18 protein-coding genes are annotated in these 18,899 nt (G+C 73.2%); 7 read left to right on the top strand and 11 right to left on the bottom strand.

Features of this window, described 5'->3' with window-relative positions:
* Positions 1-123 precede the first annotated feature (123 nt).
* The 3 genes from HNR19_RS17485 (at position 124) to HNR19_RS17495 (ending at position 3,415) form a co-directional block, all read left to right on the top strand.
* On the top strand, positions 124-855 hold the full coding sequence (locus HNR19_RS17485) for an SDR family NAD(P)-dependent oxidoreductase (RefSeq protein WP_179669098.1): 732 nt from the start codon (positions 124-126) through the stop codon (positions 853-855).
* A 42-nt stretch (positions 856-897) separates the two neighbouring features.
* The gene (dtd, locus tag HNR19_RS17490; RefSeq protein ID WP_179669099.1) at positions 898-1,323 is read left to right on the top strand and encodes a D-aminoacyl-tRNA deacylase; all 426 of its coding nucleotides are present in this window, start codon (positions 898-900) and stop codon (positions 1,321-1,323) included.
* A 73-nt stretch (positions 1,324-1,396) separates the two neighbouring features.
* Positions 1,397-3,415, top strand: coding sequence for a methyl-accepting chemotaxis protein (locus HNR19_RS17495; RefSeq protein ID WP_179669100.1), 2,019 nt, complete (start codon positions 1,397-1,399; stop codon positions 3,413-3,415).
* Positions 3,416-3,419: 4 nt separating this feature from the next.
* Here the strand turns inward: HNR19_RS17495 and HNR19_RS23255 are convergent, their stop codons facing one another.
* The 6 genes from HNR19_RS23255 to HNR19_RS17525 all read right to left on the bottom strand — a co-directional run bounded on the left by HNR19_RS23255 (position 3,420) and on the right by HNR19_RS17525 (position 10,495).
* Positions 3,420-4,247 (bottom strand): phage tail protein, encoded by an 828-nt coding sequence (locus HNR19_RS23255; protein ID WP_179669101.1) that lies wholly within the window; start codon positions 4,245-4,247, stop codon positions 3,420-3,422.
* Positions 4,248-4,313: 66 nt separating this feature from the next.
* On the bottom strand, positions 4,314-5,450 hold the full coding sequence (locus HNR19_RS17505; RefSeq protein ID WP_179669102.1) for an acyl-CoA dehydrogenase family protein: 1,137 nt from the start codon (positions 5,448-5,450) through the stop codon (positions 4,314-4,316).
* Positions 5,451-5,476: 26 nt separating this feature from the next.
* The gene (locus HNR19_RS17510) at positions 5,477-6,964 is read right to left on the bottom strand and encodes a metallophosphoesterase family protein (protein WP_343047257.1); all 1,488 of its coding nucleotides are present in this window, start codon (positions 6,962-6,964) and stop codon (positions 5,477-5,479) included.
* 52 nt (positions 6,965-7,016) lie between these two features.
* Positions 7,017-7,979: a 23S rRNA (guanosine(2251)-2'-O)-methyltransferase RlmB gene (rlmB, locus tag HNR19_RS17515; RefSeq protein WP_179669103.1), complete on the bottom strand. Its 963-nt coding sequence runs from the start codon at positions 7,977-7,979 to the stop codon at positions 7,017-7,019.
* Positions 7,979-9,394: a cysteine--tRNA ligase gene (cysS, locus tag HNR19_RS17520; RefSeq protein WP_179669104.1), complete on the bottom strand. Its 1,416-nt coding sequence runs from the start codon at positions 9,392-9,394 to the stop codon at positions 7,979-7,981. The genes rlmB and cysS overlap by 1 nt, the downstream gene beginning before the upstream one ends.
* A 54-nt stretch (positions 9,395-9,448) precedes the next feature.
* On the bottom strand, positions 9,449-10,495 hold the full coding sequence (locus tag HNR19_RS17525; RefSeq protein WP_179669105.1) for an FUSC family protein: 1,047 nt from the start codon (positions 10,493-10,495) through the stop codon (positions 9,449-9,451).
* Positions 10,496-10,611: 116 nt separating this feature from the next.
* Between HNR19_RS17525 and HNR19_RS17530 the strand changes: the two genes are divergently transcribed.
* Positions 10,612-11,901: a peptidase C39 family protein gene (locus HNR19_RS17530; protein ID WP_179669106.1), complete on the top strand. Its 1,290-nt coding sequence runs from the start codon at positions 10,612-10,614 to the stop codon at positions 11,899-11,901.
* Between the two features lie 236 nt (positions 11,902-12,137).
* Here HNR19_RS17530 and HNR19_RS17535 read toward each other — a convergent pair whose 3' ends face one another.
* Positions 12,138-12,869, bottom strand: coding sequence for an SDR family NAD(P)-dependent oxidoreductase (locus HNR19_RS17535; RefSeq protein ID WP_179669107.1), 732 nt, complete (start codon positions 12,867-12,869; stop codon positions 12,138-12,140).
* Positions 12,870-12,892: 23 nt separating this feature from the next.
* Positions 12,893-14,431: a molybdopterin-dependent oxidoreductase gene (locus HNR19_RS17540; RefSeq protein WP_179669108.1), complete on the bottom strand. Its 1,539-nt coding sequence runs from the start codon at positions 14,429-14,431 to the stop codon at positions 12,893-12,895.
* A gap of 88 nt (positions 14,432-14,519) precedes the next feature.
* Between HNR19_RS17540 and ispF the strand changes: the two genes are divergently transcribed.
* Entirely contained in the window at positions 14,520-15,014 is a 495-nt protein-coding gene (gene ispF, locus HNR19_RS17545) for a 2-C-methyl-D-erythritol 2,4-cyclodiphosphate synthase (protein ID WP_179670356.1), read from the top strand.
* A 3-nt stretch (positions 15,015-15,017) separates the two neighbouring features.
* Here ispF and HNR19_RS17550 read toward each other — a convergent pair whose 3' ends face one another.
* Positions 15,018-15,701, bottom strand: coding sequence for a 2-C-methyl-D-erythritol 4-phosphate cytidylyltransferase (locus HNR19_RS17550; protein ID WP_179669109.1), 684 nt, complete (start codon positions 15,699-15,701; stop codon positions 15,018-15,020).
* A gap of 106 nt (positions 15,702-15,807) precedes the next feature.
* On the opposite strand from HNR19_RS17550, the gene nirD reads away from it, so the two are divergent.
* Positions 15,808-16,179, top strand: a complete 372-nt coding sequence (gene nirD / locus HNR19_RS17555) for a nitrite reductase small subunit NirD (RefSeq protein WP_179669110.1) — start codon at positions 15,808-15,810, stop codon at positions 16,177-16,179.
* Positions 16,180-16,194: 15 nt separating this feature from the next.
* Here nirD and HNR19_RS17560 read toward each other — a convergent pair whose 3' ends face one another.
* Both HNR19_RS17560 and HNR19_RS17565 read right to left on the bottom strand, forming a co-directional pair.
* A complete protein-coding gene (locus HNR19_RS17560) occupies positions 16,195-16,779 on the bottom strand; it encodes a 2-C-methyl-D-erythritol 4-phosphate cytidylyltransferase (RefSeq protein WP_179669111.1) in 585 nt (194 codons plus the stop codon).
* A gap of 175 nt (positions 16,780-16,954) precedes the next feature.
* A complete protein-coding gene (locus HNR19_RS17565) occupies positions 16,955-17,440 on the bottom strand; it encodes a CarD family transcriptional regulator (RefSeq protein WP_179669112.1) in 486 nt (161 codons plus the stop codon).
* A 244-nt stretch (positions 17,441-17,684) separates the two neighbouring features.
* On the opposite strand from HNR19_RS17565, the gene HNR19_RS17570 reads away from it, so the two are divergent.
* Positions 17,685-18,851, top strand: a complete 1,167-nt coding sequence (locus HNR19_RS17570) for a UbiA family prenyltransferase (protein WP_179669113.1) — start codon at positions 17,685-17,687, stop codon at positions 18,849-18,851.
* The last annotated feature ends 48 nt before the right edge of the window (positions 18,852-18,899 follow it).

The raw sequence follows: 18,899 nt of genomic DNA on the forward strand, positions 1-18,899 counted from the left end.
CACCGCGCTGATCGGCCGCGGCTCCCTCGGGGCCGCGGCCGTTTCATGTCCGCACAACGAGAACACGTTCTAGCGCAGACCGGTAGCCTGCGGTCGACCTCTCCCCCTGACCCTGGAGCAGCCATGACCGAGCCGCGCGTCGTCGTCATCACCGGAGCCGCGAGCGGGATCGGCCACGCCACCGCGGAGCTGTTCCGCGATCGCGGCGATCACGTCTACGGCCTGGACGTCGCCGACACCGTGCCCGACGGCATCACCTACCTCGCATGCGACGTGTCGTCGAAGTCCGCGGTCGACGCGGCCATCGGCACGGTCGGGCAGGAGCACGGGCGGATCGACCTGCTCGCCAACGTCGCCGGGATCGTCCAGTTCGGCCACGTCGACCAGATCACCGAGGCCGAGTGGGACCGGGTCAACGCCGTCGACCTGAAGGGCCCGTTCTTCCTCATCCAGGCGGCCCTCCCCCTGCTGCGCGCCGGCCTCGACGGCACCAAGGGCTGCGTGGTGAACGTGTCGTCGGTGGCCGGGAACGCGAGCCAGCCCTACTCCGCGGCCTACTCGGCGGCGAAGGGCGGGCTGACGATGCTGACCAAGGCGCTGGCGGTCGAGCTGTCCCCGCAGAGCATCCGCGTCAACGCGATCTGCCCCGGCACCGTCGACACCCCATTGGTGGCGGCCGTCGCCGAGAGCTTCCCGCCCGACCTCGACCCGCGGGTCGCCGACCGCCTGCTGCCGCTGCTGCCCGGGCCGGCCATCGCCCCGGCCGAGATCGCCGAGGCGATCGCGTTCCTCGCCTCCCCGGCCGCCCGGATGATCACCGGCGCCGTGCTCGCCATCGACGGCGCGATGAGCTGACCGCTCAGGGAGGTGGGTACGGCGGCCGCCACAATGTCGGCCATGCGCGCAGTCCTGCAGCGGGTCACGTCCGCCTCCGTGACGGTCGACGGAGAGGTGGTCGGAGCCATCGACGGACCGGGCCTGCTCGTCTACCTCGGCATCACGCACGACGACGGGCCCGACGAGGTGGCGTGGATGGCGCGCAAGATCCGGGACGTCCGGATCCTTCGCGACGAGCGGTCGGCCTCCGACCTCGGCGCGCCCGTCCTGGTGGTCAGCCAGTTCACCCTGTACGGCGACGCGCGCAAGGGGCGACGCCCGACGTGGACGGCCGCCGCTCCGGGGTCCGTCAGCGAGCCGCTGTACGACGCCGTCTGCGCCGAGCTCGAGCGGCTCGGCACCCACGTCGAGCGCGGCGTCTTCGGCGCGACGATGTCGGTCGCCTCGGTCAACGACGGTCCGTTCACGGTGCTGCTGGAGCGCTGATCCCGCTTTCCCTCAGCCGCTGGTCTGGACCGCCGATAAGGCCGCCGTGACCAGCATGGGATTTCTTCGACGCGTGACCATCAAGCAGAAGCTCTGGGCGATGGCAGGGCTCGCCGGCGCCATCTTCGTGGTGATGTCGGTCCTCGCCGTGCAGCAGATGCAGCACGCCGAGGCGAAGGCGGAGGAGGCCCACGACCGGGCCCAGGAGGCCGACCTCCTCTCCAAGGCCAACGCCAAGTGGGACGCGTCCACCCGCGACACCCCGTACGGCCAGGTGCTGGCCGACTCCGGTGCCGAGGGCGAGCAGGCGGCCTACGAGGGCGTCGTCGAGGACCTCGACACTGCGCTCGGGATCCTCGGCGAGCTCGCCGAGCGCGTCGACCACCCTGCGGAGCGCGAGATCGTCGCCACCCTGACCGGCACGGTCGAGGACTTCAGCGCCTCGGTCGAGCGGCAGCACTCCGCCATCGTCGAAGGCGACCTCGACCAAGCACGCCGCGAGGTCCTCAACACGCAGCGCGAGATGATCTCGGCCGCTGGTGACCAGTTCGACGCCGTGATCGCGGACATCGGCGGTGACAGCGAGACGGCCCAGGAGGAGTTCCGCTCCTCCATCGACTCCGCCCAGCGGCTGCTGATCGTCGTCGCCGTGGTCGGCCTGCTGCTGCTGCTCGCCCTGGCGTTCGTGATCATCCGCAGCATCACCCGCCCCCTCGACCAGATCGTCGGCTCGCTGAAGGCGATCGCCACCGGCGACCGGACCCAGCGCGTCGACTACGACCGCCAGGACGAGATCGGCTCGATCGTCAGCGCGCTCGACACCGTCGTCGACTTCCTCGACAAGGCCGACGCCGACGCCGCGGAGGCCGAGCGCGCCCGCATCGCTCGCGAGGAGGCGGACCGCCAGGCCGCCCAGGCCGAGGCCGAGCGCGAGCGCCAGCGCCAGGAGGACGAGCGGCGCGCCGCCGACGAGCAGGCCGCCAAGCTCACCGCCGCGCTCGACGAGCAGGCCGAGAAGCTCCAGCGCGCCGCGGCCGAGCAGGCCGAGGCCCAGCGCCGCACCATGGAGGCCGAGCGGCTCCGCGAGCAGGAGGCCGCTCAGGCCGAGGCCGAGCGCGCCGCCGCCGAGGCGGCGGAGGCCGCCGAGAGCGCCCGCCAGGTCGCCGAGCTCCTCGACTACGTCAAGAAGATCGTCGACGGCGACCTGACCCAGACGGTGCCGTCGTGCACCGACCCCAACGTGAGCCAGATGGCCGAGGGCCTCCGGTCGCTGACCCAGGCGCTGCGCGAGAGCATGGCGGCGATCGGCGACACGGCGGCCCAGGTCGCCGGCGCCTCCGAGGACCTCACCACCGTGAGCGCGACGCTCGGGACCGGCGCCGACCACACCTCCGACCTCGCGGGCAACGTGTCCTCCGCCTCGGAGGAGGTCTCCGCCAGCGTGGCCACCGTCGCCTCGGCCGCGGAGGAGATGAGCGTCAGCATCCGCGAGATCGCGAAGAACGCCACCGAGGCGTCGCGGGTCGCGTCGGAGGCCGTCGTGGTCGCCGACCGCGCCCGCAGCACGGTCCACGACCTCGGCGACGCCAGCAGCGAGATCGGCGCCGTCATCAAGACGATCACCTCGATCGCGCAGCAGACCAACCTGCTCGCGCTCAACGCCACCATCGAGGCCGCACGGGCCGGCGACGCCGGCAAGGGCTTCGCGGTCGTCGCCAACGAGGTCAAGGACCTCGCCCAGGAGACGGCCAAGGCGACCGAGGAGATCCGCGAGCGGATCGACGCGATCCAGCAGGGCACGACCGGGGCCGTCGGCGCGATCGGCGAGATCAGCGAGGTCATCGTCCAGATCAACGAGATCCAGACGTCGATCGCCGGTGCCGTCGAGCAGCAGACCGCGACGACCAACGAGATCGCCCGCTCGGTCACCGAGACCGCGACGGTGTCGCACACCATCGCGGCCGACATCGCCCAGGTGGCGCACGCCGCCGGCGAGACCCAGAAGGGTGCGACCACGACGGCCGAGGCCGCCGCCAGCATGGCGAGCTCGGCCAGCCAGCTCGAGAAGCTGGTCGGCGCGTTCCGCTACTAGAGAACTAGTCGGGGGCGGGGTAGATGCCCTCGATGCAGATCACGTAGGTGAGGCCGTTCGGTGCCTCCTCCCGGAGGTCGGGCAGCGCGAACGTCGTCTGACCGTTCCCGCCATAGTCAGTGCCGAGGAGCGAGAAGAGCGCCTGCCACTGGTTGATCGGGAAGATCTGGCCCCGGGCGGGCATGGCGCTCCCGCGGCCGCCGGCGGTCAGCCAGACCTCGCCGAGCGTGCAATCGCCGCCGTGGCCAGGCTGGGCGAGCGAGGTGTTCGTCCCGAACAGCGCCGCAGTGCCCGGCGGACCCTCGGGGCCCATCGGTCCCATGGGTCCGATCGGTCCGATGGGCCCGATCGGTCCGATCGGGCCCTGTGGCCCCTGGGCCCCGGTCTCGCCCTTCGGGCCGGCGGGGCCGATCGGTCCGGTGGCACCCATCGGTCCCGTCGGACCCACGGGTCCGGCCGGACCCACGGTTCCCGGCTCCCCCTTGTCGCCCTTGGGGCCAGCGGGGCCCGCGGGACCGGGCTCGCCGGCCTCCCCGGGCTCACCTGCTGGGCCGGTCTCGCCGGCGGGACCAGCGGGGCCGGCGGGGCCGGTCGCTCCGCGCTCGCCGCGGATGGCGATCTCGATCATGCGCGAGCCGCGACGGCACTTGCCGTCCGCGCGGGGGGCGACGACGACCCCGTGGTCGACACAGACCCTCACATGTCCAGGGGTCCGCTGCGAGCCGGCCGCAAGGCCGATGCCATAGCTCCCGGCGGACACGACGACAGCGGCCGCGAGGACGACGACGAAGCGGGACTTGATGAGCCCGCGGAGGTAGGAGAAGCGGTTCATCTCCCGATGGTGGTCCTACGACCCCGCCAACGCGGCGGAACGGGGCAGATTTTACCGGCGCGGGCTTCAGCGGAGCAGGTCCCGGCCGATGACCATCCTCTGGATCTGGTTCGTGCCCTCGAAGATCTGGGTCACCTTGGCGTCGCGGAACAGCCGCTCCACGGGGTAGTCCCGCGTGTAGCCGTTGCCGGCGAGCACCTGCACGGCGTCGGTCGTCACCCGCATCGCCGCGTCGGTCGCGGTGAGCTTGGCGATCGACGCCTGACGCGAGAACGGCCGACCCGCGTCCTTGAGCCGTGCGGCGTGGAGGTACGTCGCCCGCGCCCGCTCGACCTCGGCCGCCATGTCGGCGAGGAGGAACTGGATGCCCTGGAAGTCACCGATCGGCTGCCCGAACTGCTCGCGCTCCTTGGCGTAGCGCACGGCGTGGTCGAGCGCCGCCTGGCCGATGCCGGTCGCGACGGCCGCGATGCCGAGGCGACCTGCGTCGAGCGCCGACAGCGCGACGCGCATGCCCTCGCCCTCCTCGCCGATTAGCTGGTCGGCGGGCAGCCGGGCGTCGTCGAAGAGCACCTGGGTGGTGACGTCGCAGGCGAGCCCCATCTTCTTCTCCGGGGCGCCGAACGACATGCCTGCGGTCCCGTCGGGCACCACGAACGCGGACAGCCCGCGCTTGGGGTCGGGCGAGGTGCGGGCGAAGAGGATGTAGTAGTCGGCGCACGAGCCGTTGCTGATCCACTGCTTGGTGCCGCGGACGACGTACTCGCTGCCGTCGAGCCGGGCCGCCGTCCGGATGCCGCTGACGTCGGAGCCCGCCTGCGGCTCGGACAGGCAGTAGGCGCCGAGCCAGTCGCCCGACAGCATCCGCGGCAGCCACGCGTCCTTCAGCGCCTGGCTGCCGTTGGCCTCGACCACGGTCGCGGTCAGCGAGTGGACGCTGGTGCCGACGCCGACGCTCGGCCACGCGGCCGCGATCTCCTCGACGACCTGCAGGTAGACCTCGTACGGCTGCCCGCCACCGCCGTACTCCTCGGGGAACGGCAGCGCCAGGAGTCCGGAGCGCCCGAGCAGGCGGTAGGCGGCCTCCGGGAAGACCGCCGCCTCCTCCGCTTCGGCGACCTGCGGCGCGAGCTCCTTCGTCGCGATCTCGCGGGCGAGCGCGAGCAGCTCACGGGACTCCTCGGTCGGCAGCAACCTCTCCACGCTCGCAGGCTACGCACTGCCCGGAGTCAGTAAGTCAGCGGCACCCAGCGGCCGACGTCCCAGCGGCCGGTCGTCTGGAGGGTGAGGCCCTGCACCCCGATCGGGCGGCCGTCGGCGTAGGTGATCAGGGCGAGCCCCGCGGGGCGGCGCAGCTTGCCGCCGACCGCGACGGCGTACGCCGCGCCGCCCGCGGTGCCGACCGTGAACGTGTAGCCCGTCTCCCCGTTGTCGCCCACCACGCGAGTCGGTCCGTCCTGGACGTGGGTGTGCCCGCCGACGACGAGGTCGACGCAGCCGCGCGCGAGCGCCGGGCCGCCGAGGTTCGCGTCGTGCACGAGCAGGGTCCCCACCCGCTCGCCGTCCTCGTCGGCGGCGCAGGCCTCCTCGGCCAGCAGGTCCGCGACGTCGGTGAAGCTGATGCCCGTCTCGTCGCGCCAGTCGCCGAACCCGCTCGACCGGGGATCGTCGATGCCGAGGAGGCGCGTGTCGGCCGGACCGTCGACGACCTCGCCGTCGAAGTACGACCAGCCCAGGCCCTCGAGGCGGTTGCGGACGAAGTCGCCGTGGTCGTGGTTGCCGGCGACCGCCCAGCGGTCGAGGTCGTCGAACGCCTCGTTGAGGGAGTCGAGCGAGAAGGCCTCCCACGGCTCCCCTGTCGAGGTGTCGTCGCCGGCGTCGAAGACCGCCGTGGCCCCGCCGGCGTCCGCGACCGCGCGCGCGACCGGGTCCATGCCGATGTTGTCGTGGCGGTCGGACACCAGCAGCACGACGGTCTCGCCGTCCTCCGGCTCGCGCAGGTCCAGCGTCGCGGCCGCCTCGGCCGCGTCGTCGTAGAACTGCACGCCCTTGCGGTAGGTGCTGACCGCGCTCTCGACGAGGCGGCGGGTCTGCGTGGTGACGCCGCCGGCCAGGATCTCCACCTGCTGCGCCTCGTCGGGCAGGGTCACGGCGGGCCCGAGGAACGACGCCAGCGGGATCCATTCCTCCTCGGTCTCGCGCCGGTCGCCCCAGCGCCACGGGGTCACGAGGACACCCGTGACGAGCAGGAGCACGGCGAACGCGACCACGCCTTCACGGGACCAGGCGCGACGGAGCAGCTCGCGCCGGCGGCGCTGACCCAGCAGGGCGCCGACCAGCAGCGGCAGCGCCGCGAGGGCGAGGCCGCGCAGGGCGCTGTCGACGGCCAGCTGGGCGACGGCCCGCTGCACGTTGGCGACCTGGGGCTGCGGGTTGGACCCGATCGCGGCGTACCGCTGGGTCAGCTCCTCCACCGTCGCCGCGTCGGTCTTGCCGAGCACGATCTCCAGCCCCACCGGTGATCCCGACTCCGCCCGGGCATCGGGGAGCAGCGCGCCCGTCCGGACCACGACGTGGCCGGAGAGGTCCGGGCTGACCGTCGCCTCGTGACTGGCGACGTCGACGGTGCGCTCACCGGTGAGGAACAGGAACGTGCCGACCACGAGCGCCAGCGCGAGCCACGACAGCCCGACGACGGCCACCCATCGCCAGCGCACGCGGCGGAGACTCGGTGGGACGTCCACGTCGTCAACCCTGCCAGGGGCTACGTCACGCCCGCGCTTGCGAGATCGCGTACAGCGCCACCGAGGCGGCCACGCCTGCGTTGAGCGACTCGAGCACGCCGGCCATCGGGATGGACACGAGGTGGTCGCACGTCTCGGCGACCAGGCGGGACAGACCGCCACCCTCGGCGCCGACCACGACGACGAGGGGGCCGGTGACCAGGTCGGTGTCGGCGACCAGGTCGGGCAGGCTCAGGTCGCCGTCGGCCGCGAGGCCGACGACGAAGCAGCCGGCCTCCTGGTAGGCCTTCAGCTGCCGCGTGAGGTTGCCCGCCTGGGCGACGGGGATCCGCGCCGCGGCACCGGCCGAGGTCTTCCACGCCGCGGCGGTCATGTGCGCGGCGCGGCGCTCGGGTACGACGACGCCGTGCGCACCGAAGCCGGACGCGCTGCGCACGATCGCGCCGAGGTTGCGCGGGTCGGTGATCGAGTCGAGGACCACGATCAGCGGCTTCTCCCCCTGCTCCTCGGCGGCGTCCACGAGATCGTCGGGGTGCGCGTACTCGTACGCGGGGATCCGGGCGGCGAGGCCCTGGTGGACGGCGCCGTCGGTCAGCCGGTCGAGCTCGCCGCGGCTCACCTCGAGCAGGCCGACGCCGCGCTCGGCCGCGAGCTTGAACGTCTCGCGCAGCCGGCCGTCCCGCTCGGCCCCCTCGGCGACGTAGACCGACGTGATCGGGACATGCTCGCGGAGCGCCTCGACGACCGAGTTGCGACCGGCGATCCACTCGTCGCCCGAGCCGGACGCGCGGCGACGCGGTCCTCCGGACTTCTTGGCCGCCGCCTCACGGGCCTTCTTCGCCTTGTGGGCCTTGTGGTACTCGCGGTCCTCGGCCTTGGGCGTCGCCTTCCTGCCCTCGAGGCCGCGGCGCACGCGGCCGCCGGAGCCGGCCGTGGGCTTCTTGCTCGACTTGCGGACCGCGCCGCGTCGATTGGAGTTACCGGGCATCAGTCAACCGTCCAGGTAGGTCCGTCAGGGGTGTCGGTGACCTCGATGCCGGCGGCCTTGATCCGGTCCCGGATCGCATCGGCGCGCGCCCAGTCCTTGGCCTCGCGGGCAGCAGCGCGCTCCTCGAGCAGGCCGGCCACCAGGGCATCGACGGCGCCCTTCAGTGCGTCGTCACCGGCGCTGCCGGCCGGGGTCGCCCAGGCCGGGTCGGCCGGGTCGAGACCGAGCACGTCGAGCATCGCCCGCACGGCACGGGTGGTGTCGCGCAGAGAGGCGGTCGCGCCGTCGGCGATGAACCGGTTGCCGTCGCGCACGGCGTCGTGCAGGACGGCCACCGCGGCCGGCGTCCCGAGGTCGTCGTTCATGGCGTCGGCGAACGCGGTCGGCGGCTCACCTCCGGACGGCACCTCGCCCAGCTCGCCGTACGCCCGCTCCAGGAAGCGCTCGACCCGCCGGAAACCGACCGCCGCCTCGTCGAGCGCCTCGAAGCTGAACTCCACGTGCGAGCGGTAGTGCGCGGAGACGATGTAGTAGCGCAGCTCGATGCCGCGGTACTTCTCGAGGATCGCGGGGATGGAGAGGGTGTTGCCGAGCGACTTCGACATCTTCTCGCCGGCGGTGGTGATCCACGCGTTGTGCATCCAGTACGTCGCGAAGTCGCCACCTGCGGCCCGCGACTGCGCCAGCTCGTTCTCGTGGTGCGGGAAGCGGAGGTCGACGCCGCCGCCGTGGATGTCGAACGCGGTGCCGAGGTACTTGCCGGCCATCGCGGAGCACTCGATGTGCCAGCCGGGCCGGCCGCGACCCCACGGGCTCGGCCACGAGGCGGTCTCGGGCTCGCTGTCCTTGCGGCCCTTCCAGAGCGCGAAGTCGCGCGGGTCGCGCTTGCCGCGCGGGTCGGCGTCGGCGGCGGGCTCCATGTCGTCGACGCCCTGGTGGGTGAGCTCGCCGTACGACGACCAGGACCGGACGTCGAAGTAGACGTCGCCGGAGCCGTCCTCGGCCGGGTAGGCGTGGCCGCGCTCGATCAGCTGCCCGATCAGCTCGATCATCTCCGGGATGTGGCCGGTGGCGAGCGGCTCGTAGGTCGGCGGCGCCACGTTGAGCGCCGCGTAGGCCGCGTCGAGCTGCCGACTCATGTCGTAGGCGAGGTTGTACCAGGGGCGCCCCTGCTCGGCCGACTTGATCAGGATCTTGTCGTCGATGTCGGTGATGTTGCGGATGAAGGTCACCTCGTAGCCGAGGTGGCGCAGCCACCGCTGCAGCACGTCGAAGTTGACGCCCGACCGCACGTGCCCGACGTGGGGCTCGCTCTGCACCGTCAGGCCACACACGTAGAGACCCGCCTTGCCCTCCCGCAGGGGCACGAAGTCACGGACTTCGCGGGTCTGGGTGTCGTACAGCCTGAAGGTCACCCGCCAAGTCTAGGGATGGGAGTACGGCGCAGCCGCATCAGCGCCGACCGCCGGTCAGGCCCACGCGTCGACGGCCTGGTGGAGGCTCACCGCGATCGCGGCCGCGGCGAGGTAGCCACCGCTGGACGCGACCGCTGCGTCGCCCACCGCGCGCGAGAGCCTGTCGACGGCCACGGCGGCAGCGTGCGCGACCCCGGAGCTCTCCGGGTCGCGCTCGTCGGCCGAGTCCTCCACCGTCCGCAGCATCGTCGCCACCGCGCGGAACGCCACCGCGGCGTCGGCGCGGAGCCCGCCGGCGACCTCGTCCTCGGCGTGCACCGACGTGCGGACGTCCGTGACGAGCGCGATGACGTCGTCGACGCAGCCCGTCAGCCGGCGGAGCGCGCGGGCGCGGACCTCGCGCTGGTCCGCCGCTGCGGCCCAGCGCCGGGCGCGCCAGTTCGCCCGACGGGCCTCGCTCGCCGCCTCGACCAGCTCCTCGACCCGGCGGGCGTCCAGCTCCAGGGAGAGCCGGAGCTCCTGCCAGGCGTCGGCGGTGAGCGGTTCCTCGTGGTCCAGACCGTCGGCGAGCAGGTCGAGCTGGTCGGCGAGCCGTTCCCGGAGGCGGTCCTCGGCCATGACCGCCGGCGTCAGCAGCAGCTGCGGCACCGCGAGGTTGACGCCGACCCCCACCATCCCGCCGAGGGCGACGAGCCCGCCGTACGCCGCGGCGTACCGCCAGGGATCCTCTCCGCCCAGGATCAGGACGAACAGCGTCGCGAACGGGACCCACGAGCCCATCGCCCCGTAGACGCCGAGTCCGCCGACCAACACGCCGGCCCCGATGCCGACGGCGACACCGGCCGGTCCCGGCAGGGCGAGCGCGTCGACGAGGAGCGCGATCGTCGCGCCGGTGAGGATCGCGACGACTGCCTGCACGGCCGTCCGTACCGAGCTGACCACGCTCGTCGACATGGCCGCCACGGCGCCCAACGGCGCGTAGTAGGGGTAGTCGTCGACGAACCCGCCCAGTGGCTGCACCAGGACCCAGGCCAGGCCCGCCGCCACCGCGGTCTTGGTCGCGAGCAGCAGCCGGGGGTGGCGCCAGGTGGCGGCGCGCAAGGCCGAGATCCGCACCCTGGTCCGGTGCCCGGAAGCGCGCGCGGCATCCGCGGGGGCCGCCACGCCGTACCTCCGCCTTGTGACTCCTGTGACGGAAGTGACGTAACGTAAAATCCATGCGACGAGTAGCTCTTCCCCTGCTCCTGTCCGCCGCACTGGCCGCTCCCGCGCCCGCGATGGCCGAGCCCGACCCCGGCCGCCCCGGCGACGGCGGCGGCGCCACGGTGGTCCTCCGGGCGGACCACGCCGCCGTCGGGACCGACGACCGGCACATCCGGCTCCGCGCGTGGGACACCTCGGAGCAGTGGCGCCAGGGCTCGCTGTCCGGCGTGAAGGTGCGCGAGGGCCGCGTGGTGTTCGACCGCGCGGCGGCGACGGTGACCCACGCCGGCCGGCCCTACGACCGCGCGCAGTGGACCTCGCCGTGGGCCTCCCCCGGCTTCGCGTTCGACGAGCTGATCGCGTCGTGGTCGGCGCTCACCAACGGCAATGCTTTCGTCGAGATCAGCGTCCGCGGCAAGGGCGGGGGCGACACCACGTCGTGGGACCTGCTCGCCCGCTGGAAGTCCGGCCACAAGCACCTGGAGCGGCACAGCGGCGCCGACCAGCCCGACGATGGCACCTCGGTCAACGTCGACACCTGGGTCACCGGCGGCCTCACGTCCTACCAGCTGCGCGTGAGCCTGCTGCGCCGTACCGGCACCACGGCGAAGCCGTCGGCCGACCTCGCCACCGCCATGGCCTCGCGGATCCCCGCGTCGGCGGGCCCGACCTCCGAGCCGGGCGTCGCCGGAGGCACGGTGCTGGCCGTGCCGCGGTTCTCGCAGATGACCCACGAGGGCCACTACCCCGAGTGGGGCGGCGGCGGTGAGGCGTGGTGCTCGCCGACCTCGACCTCGATGGTGCTCGGCTACTACGACGCCCTCCCAGACCCCCAGCGCTACAGCTGGGTCCCCGACGACCACGTGGCGCCGTTCGTCGACCACGCCGCCCGCTCCACCTACGACTTCGCCTACGACGGCACCGGCAACTGGCCGTTCAACACGGCGTACGCCGCGCCGCTCGCCGGCAAGGGCTTCGTGACCCGGCTGCGCTCGCTGCGCGAGGCGGAGAAGCTGGTCAAGGCCGGCATCCCCGTGGTCGCGTCGATCGCGTTCGGCCCCGGCGAGCTCGACGGCGCCCCGATCGGATCGTCGAACGGGCACCTGCTCGTGATCGTCGGCTTCCAGGAGGACGGCGACGTCGTCGTCAACGACCCCGCGGCGGCCACCCGCAAGGGCGTGCGCCGGGTCTACCAGCGCGGCCAGCTCGAGCGGGTCTGGCTGGAGGCGTCCGGTGGCCTGAGCTATCTGATTCACGACGCCGAGCACCCGCTGCCGTCGCCCGGCAAGCACAGCAACTGGTGAGTCTGCGCCGACAAACACGCAGCGTGCCCCACAGCCCGCCGTGAGCCGGACGGAGCCGCTGACCGGCGGGCCCGGAGGGCCCGGGGGGCATCGCCGATGACGCGCCGGCCGGAACCACCGGGATGCGCGACCACAGAGCCGCGCGCGGCAAGGCGCTCTGCGACCGTAGGGCCCTCCGGGACCGACGGGCAGCGGCCCCAGCCGACGCACAACCCCTTCCGAAGCGCAGGCGCGCTCTACGCCCCGTAGCCCCCGTCCACGTCCAGCTTCTGGCCGCTGATGAAGCTGGCGCGCGGGCTGGCGAGGAACGCGACCGCCTCGGCGATGTCGCCGGCGGAGCCGAAGCGGCGGAGCGGGATGTTGCCGCGGGTGATCTCGAGCGCGGCGTCGTCGAGCTCGCCGGAGGAGATGAGCCGCTCCGCCATGCCGTCGGTGAGCATGCCGGGGCCGACGCAGTTGACGCGGACGCCGTACCGGCCCTCCTCGACGGCAAGTGCGCGGGCCATCGCCTCGACGGCGGCCTTGGGCGCGGACGACAGGCCGTCGCGCACCGGGAAGCGCGTCGTCGCCGCGGTGGTGACGGCGACGAGCGATCCGGAGGTCTCGCGCAGGTGCGGCAGTGAGGCGGCCGCGACCGCGAAGAACCCGGCCGCGTCCGCGGCGAGCTGGTCGGCCATCTGCTCGGGCGCCACCCGCGACAGGTGGACCATCGGGACGTGCGGGCCGGCCGCGTGGACCACGGTGTGCAGCCCGCCGAGCTCGTCGGCGACCTGGCCCACGACCGGAGCGACGGCAGCCGGGTCGGCGAGGTCGAGCTGGTACGACGGCGCGCCGTCGACCGCGCGCGTGCGATGCGTGACCGCCACCCGGGCGCCGCGCTCGCCGAGGAGCGCCGCGATCGCGCGGCCGATGCCGCCGGAGCCGCCGACGACCAGCGCGCCGCCGGTCAGTGCACCGAAGTCGTCCATGCGGTCATCCAACCGCAGTCCGGTCACTCCGAGGCGGAGAACGAGACCGTGTGCCACCCGGTGGCGCCGTCCGGCAGCACGTCGCGGACCACGCCGGTCTGGATCTCGCCGGACTTGTCGCTGGCGCGGACCCGCAGCTCGTGGTCGCCGGCAGGTACGTCGATCTCGACCCGCCACTGCACCCAGGTGTCGTCGTTGGGCACCCGCGCGAGGTCTGCCGGCGTCCACGGACCGCCGTCGAGGGAGACGGCCACGCCGGCGATGCCGGTGTGCTGGGCCCACGCCTCGCCCGCGACGACGAGGGCACCGGTCTTGACGTCCTCGCCGGGCCCCGGGACAGCGATGCGCGAGGACATCTTCACCGGCCCCAGCTCGGCCCAGCCCTTGTCGGTCCAGTAGGCCGTGATGTCGTCGAAGCGGGTGACCTCGACGTCGATGACCCACTTGCACGCGGAGACGTACCCGTAGAGGCCCGGCACGATCGAGCGGACGGGGAAGCCGTGCTCCACGGGCAGCGGGCTGCCGTTCATCGCGACCGCGAGCAGGGCGTTGCGGTCGTCCATCAGGGCCGCCAGCGGGGTGCCGCAGGTCCAGCCGTCCTCGGACTTCTGGAGCACCGCGTCGGCGCCGTCCTGCGGGCCGGCCTCGGCGAGGATCGCCGCCCAGCGCACACCGCTCCACCAGGCGTTGCCGATCAGGTCGCCGCCGACCGGGTTGGAGACGCAGTTGAGGGTGATCCAGTCCTCGGTGATCTCGCGGGAGATCAGGTCGTCGTAGGTGAGCAGCAGCTCGTGGTCGACCAGGCCGTGGATGCGCAGCGCCCAGTCCTGGGGCTCGATCGTGGGCGGCGCGATGGCGGTGTCGATCGTGTAGAAGTCCTGCGCCGCTGTGCGCCACGGCCGTACGCCCTCCACACCGACCTCGACCCCCTGCGGGACCGACGGCTCGGTCACCCCGTCGAGCCGCAGCAGGCGGCGGGTCTCCTCGACGCGCTCGCGGCCGCTCGAGGCGAAGCGGCCGAGCACCCAGCCGCCGAGCGCGACGGCGGCGGTGGCGCCGACGGACATGAAGAACCACCGGCGGCTGTGGGTGGGCTCGGTGGCGGGCTCGTCGGTCGCCTCGACGAGCTCCCAGCGGCGCAGCCACTCGGCGAGCACGGCCATCGCGACCAGCCAGCCGAGCAGGCCCGCCGCCAGGGGCAGCAGCCCGGTGCCGACCGCGCCGGGCTTGACCGCGACCGCGAGCCAACCGACGAGCGCCAGCGCGACGTACGCCAGCACCGCCAGCCACCAGCGGCGCCGGGCGATGCGGCCGATCCACGCGAAGAGCACCGTCAGGACCAGGAAGATGCCGACCAGGAGCGCCGTCTTGTCGGCGGCTCCGAAGACGTTGATGGCCCACTCGGCGACCGGCCCCGGTGTCAGCCGGATGACGCCCTCGGCGACCGCGACCACCGGCGACTCGCGGACGTGCAGGAGTCCCGCGACGGCATAGCTCAGGGCGAGGCCGAGCGCGCCGGCGGCGACCCCGGCGACCAGCCACCACCCACGAGACGTCCGCATCTGCTCATCTTCCCTCAGGGCGAGCGCGGATGCGCCCGCCGCCCCGTTCCGGTCCGCGCTGAGGCATGATCGGCCCGTGAGCCAGACCATGCCCGGAGTGCCGCAGATCGGCGTCGGCACCGACGTGCACCGGCTGGTGCCGCGCGGTCCCGACGACCCGCCTCTGGCGCTCGCGGGGCTGCTGTGGCCCGACGAGGACCAGCGCCTCGAGGGCCACTCCGACGCCGACGTCGCGGCGCACGCCGCGTGCGACGCGCTCCTGGCCGCCGCCGGGCTCGGTGACCTCGGCAGCAACTTCGGCACGTCGGAGCCGCAGTGGGCGGGCGCCGCGGGCGCCGTACTGCTCCAGGAGACGGCGCGACGGGTCGCCGAGGCCGGGTTCGCGATCGGCAACATCGCCGTCCAGGTGATCGGCAACCGGCCCCGGCTCGGTCCGCGGCGCGCCGAGGCCGAGGAGGCGCTGAGCGCCGCCGCCGGCGCACCCGTCACCGTCTCGGCGACCACGACCGATGGCCTCGGCCTGACCGGCCGCGGCGAGGGGGTCGCGGCGATCGCGACCGCGCTCGTCGTGCCGAACGCGTGAACCTCAGGCCAGCAGCGCCTCGGCGGTCCTGAGGTCCTCGGCGTAGGTCACCTTGAGGTTGGCCGCACCGCCGGGCACGGCCCGGATCGGCAGGTCGGCGTAGAGCTCGAGGCACGCAGCGGTGTCGGTGCCGGCGAACCCGTCGACGGCGGCGGCGCGATAGGCGGCGAGCAGCGGCTCGGCGCGGAACGCCTGCGGCGTCTGCACCCCGACGACCTCGCCGCCGGAGAGGACGCCAGCGGTCGGGTCGCGGTCGGCGAGCCCGCTCAGGTCGACGGTCGGTACGGCGGCGCCGTGCTCCCGCGCGGTGTCGATGGCGAGGGCGAAGAGCTCCGGACGGGCCAGTGGTCGGGCGCCGTCGTGGATCGCGACGACGTCGACCTCGCCGCGCTCGATCGCCGGGGCGAGCACGGCCAGGGCCGCGTCCTCCGAGGCGTGCCGCGTCGCACCGCCGTCGACCAGCAGCACCTCGCGGTCGCCTAGCAGCGGCGAGATCGCCTCGGTGAGCGCGTCGCGGTCCTCGGGGCGGCCGACGACGACGATGGTCGCGACGTCGTCGACGTCGAGCGCCGCCAGCACCGACCAGGCCAGCAGCGGGCGGCCGGCGAGCGGCAGCAGCACCTTGTTGGTGTCGGCGCCGACACGGCTGCCGCTCCCGGCGGCGAGGACGACGACGGCGGCAGGCACGGGCCCGAATCTAGTGGGTCGGTCCACCCGGCTCGGGAGGAAGCGTTTTCACGGGCGTTACACAGCGAAACGTCAGCGAGAACACTCCGCCCCTACGTTCGGGCTCATGACTGCTCGGTCGGCCCCTGCGGAGGAGTGGCAGCCCGTGTGCCGGATCGCCGAGCTCGAGGCCGACCGCGGCGTGACCGCGCTGGTCCACGGGCAGGCGATCGCGATCTTCCGGACCCACGAGGACGAGGTCTTCGCACTGGGCAACCACGACCCGTTCGCGAGGTCGGCAGGTGCCGGCGGCCTCGCGAAGGGCATCGTCGGCAACCGGGGCGGAGTGCCGTTCGTAGCCTCACCGGTCCACCGGCACGCGTTCGACCTCCGCACCGGCCGCTGCCTCGACGACGCACACGCCTCGGTGCCGGCCTACGACGTCAAGGTGGTCGAGGGCGTGGTGCTCATCGGGCACCGCAAGGTCGACGCCGCCTGAGCGGCGAGACGCGCCCTACAGGTCGGCGTCGCGCGGGTCCGTCATCGCCTCGAGGACCCGCAGGTCCTCGTCGGACGCGACCCTCCGCGCCGCGGCGGGTGCGTCGACCAGCTGCACGTCGTACGACGTCCGCAGCCACCCGAGCAGGCCGGTGAAGTCGAGGGTGGGCAGTGCCGGGAGCCCGCCCTTGGCGGCGAGCTCGGCGACGAGCCGCGGGGGCAGCACGACCGGCGAGCACACCGCCACCAGCGCGTCGCGGTCGACCGTCGTGCCGAGCACGCCGTCCTCCACCTGCTTGACGGTGTCGGTGACCGGTCGCACGGCGACGACGGGCTCGTCGCGCATCGTGCAGATCTCGACGCAGCGTGCGATGAAGTCGGGCGGCGTCATCGGGCAGAGGGAGTCGTGCAGCACCAGCGGCGTCCCGCGGTCGGCCGCCACGTCCCAGGGCGTCGTCAGGTCGAGCAGGTCGACGCCCGCGGCCCCGGCGGCCCAGGCGGCCGCCGCGACGAGCGACTCCCCGTGCACCAGGTGGTAGGGCAGGCCGCCGCGGTCCTCGTCGACGACGAGACCGGACGCGGGGATGTCGTCCGGGTCCATGGTCACAACCTAGTCGGCAGCTTGTCGCCGGCCGCGAAGCGGCGGTCGGCCCGAGCCCGGGGCGGAGCTTGCGGAGTCCCGGGCGAGGAACGACCTGGGCCAGGCCTGCCGATCATCCAAGACCAAAGCGCCCCGCAGCCATCGGCTGCGGGGCGCTTCGACGTACGAGCTGGGATCAGCTGGCGAGGACCTCGTCGAGGATGGTCTCGGCCTTGTCCTCGTTGGTGTTCTCGCAGAGGGCGAGCTCGGAGACCAGGATCTGCCGGGCCTTGGCGAGCATCCGCTTCTCACCGGCCGACAGGCCGCGGTCGCGCTCACGACGCCACAGGTCGCGCACGACCTCGGCGACCTTCATGACGTCGCCGCTGTGGAGCTTCTCCAGGTTGGCCTTGTAGCGGCGCGACCAGTTGGTCGGCTCCTCGACGTGCTCGGCGCGGAGAACGCCGAACACCCGGTCGAGTCCCTCCTTGTCGACGACGTCACGCACGCCGACGAGGTCGAGGTTGTCCGCTGGTACGCGGACGACGAGGTCCTGCTGAGCTACGATCCGAAGAACGAGGTATTGCCGCTCCTGTCCCTTGATCTTCCGCATCTCGATGTCCTCGATGACTGCGGCCCCGTGATTGGGATAGACGACCGTTTCGCCGACGGTGAAAGTCATATGTGGTGAACCCCTTCCTAGGCGGCCATCTTACCACATTTCAGGTTCCCCTCAGAAAGCGTTTGCGCAGGTCAGCCCCGGAATCGCGGGCTTGACAGAAGCGACGCGCCGTGCTGCGCACGTGTGCTTGGCCACATCGTCGCCGACCTCCGACTGCCCCGGGCGACCCTCCGATCGGCCCGATTTCCGTCCAACCGGCGCCGGGTCGGCGCGGGGATCCGGATCGTGGTCAATACTGCTCGTCATGGTTGATCTGCAGCGCTGGCGACGTCGCGGCGGTGCCGGGGAGGGGGACGACCCGGCCGGGGAGGACGACACCTCCCGGTTCGCGCCGATCACCGCTGACGAGTGGTCGGGTCTCGCCCGGGGCGAGGCCCCCGCAGACGACCCCGACGGCGCGGAGGAGCCTGCGGACCTGCCGGACGACGCCGACGACGCCCCGGCTGCTGGAGGAGCGATGTCCGCCGGGCCCGACCCGACCGACCACGCGGCCGACGAGGACCTCGAGGACCCCTACGACGAGGGCTACGCGGGCGACCCGGCCGACGACCTCGACGCCGAGCCGGAGGACGCGTACGCCGAGACGCTCGTCCTCGACGGCGATCGCGATGACGACGGGGCCGGCGGGGCCGGCGCCACGACGGCCGCGGCCGCCGTACCCTCCGGAGCGACGGCGACCCGAGGCGGCATCGGCGACCGCTTCTCGCTGCGGGAGTGGACGCCGCTGCTGCTCCTCCAGTCCAGCCACCCCAAGCAGGCGATCATCACCGCGCTCAGCCTCGCGGGCGTGGCGATCCTCACCGGCCGCTCGCCGAAGGAGGTCGGCGTCATCGCGGTCACCGTCCTCGTCGGCCAGGCGATCCTCGGCTGGCACAACGACGTCGTCGACCGCCGGCACGACCGCGACAACAACATCGCCGGCAAGCCCGTCGCCGACGGCCGTCTCGACCCCGGCACGGTCTGGTACGCGATCATCGCCGCGTTCTGGGTGCTGCTCCCGCTCGCCGTCACGACCGGCCTCACCGCGGGGTGCATCTACATGGGCTCGGTCGCCGTCGGCATGCTCGGCAACGTGCTGTTCCGCACCGGCTTCCTGTCGTTCTGGTCGTGGGTCGTGTCGTTCGGCATGCTGCCGGCCTACCTGTCGTACGGCGGGTGGGGCGGCCAGGCGGAAGGCGACCCGCCCGAGGTGTCGATCGTCGTGCTCGCCGCGTTGCTGGGCATCGGCGTCCACTTCACGCGATCCGTGTGGGGCCTGGTGGCCGACCACGCGGAGGGTTGGACCTACCTGCCGCTGAAGCTCGGCCTGAAGCTGGGCGCCACCCGGCTGCTGATGCTGTCCAGCGTCTACACAGCCGTGATCGTCGTGCTGCTCGCGGTGTTCGGGGCGCGCGACGGGCTCACCCGCTGACGACCGGCGTGCGAGCGCTCGGAGCGGAGCCACTAGAGTGTGGCCGCC

It is taken from the genome of Nocardioides thalensis, from assembly GCF_013410655.1.
GTDB classification, from domain to species: Bacteria; Actinomycetota; Actinomycetes; order Propionibacteriales; family Nocardioidaceae; genus Nocardioides; species Nocardioides thalensis.

Bases quoted from the DNA above. Each gene is read 5' to 3' on its own strand.
- HNR19_RS17570 (WP_179669113.1), top strand. From the start codon at position 17,685: ATGGTTGATCTGCAGCGCTGGCGACGTCGCGGCGGTGCCGGGGAGGGG.
- dtd (WP_179669099.1), top strand. From the start codon at position 898: ATGCGCGCAGTCCTGCAGCGGGTCACGTCCGCCTCCGTGACGGTCGAC.
- rlmB (WP_179669103.1), bottom strand. From the start codon at position 7,979: ATGCCCGGTAACTCCAATCGACGCGGCGCGGTCCGCAAGTCGAGCAAG.
- HNR19_RS17530 (WP_179669106.1), top strand. From the start codon at position 10,612: ATGCGACGAGTAGCTCTTCCCCTGCTCCTGTCCGCCGCACTGGCCGCT.
- HNR19_RS17565 (WP_179669112.1), bottom strand. From the start codon at position 17,440: ATGACTTTCACCGTCGGCGAAACGGTCGTCTATCCCAATCACGGGGCC.
- HNR19_RS17535 (WP_179669107.1), bottom strand. From the start codon at position 12,869: ATGGACGACTTCGGTGCACTGACCGGCGGCGCGCTGGTCGTCGGCGGC.
- HNR19_RS17485 (WP_179669098.1), top strand. From the start codon at position 124: ATGACCGAGCCGCGCGTCGTCGTCATCACCGGAGCCGCGAGCGGGATC.
- ispF (WP_179670356.1), top strand. From the start codon at position 14,520: ATGCCCGGAGTGCCGCAGATCGGCGTCGGCACCGACGTGCACCGGCTG.
- HNR19_RS17560 (WP_179669111.1), bottom strand. From the start codon at position 16,779: ATGGACCCGGACGACATCCCCGCGTCCGGTCTCGTCGTCGACGAGGAC.
- nirD (WP_179669110.1), top strand. From the start codon at position 15,808: ATGACTGCTCGGTCGGCCCCTGCGGAGGAGTGGCAGCCCGTGTGCCGG.
- HNR19_RS17540 (WP_179669108.1), bottom strand. From the start codon at position 14,431: ATGCGGACGTCTCGTGGGTGGTGGCTGGTCGCCGGGGTCGCCGCCGGC.
- HNR19_RS23255 (WP_179669101.1), bottom strand. From the start codon at position 4,247: ATGAACCGCTTCTCCTACCTCCGCGGGCTCATCAAGTCCCGCTTCGTC.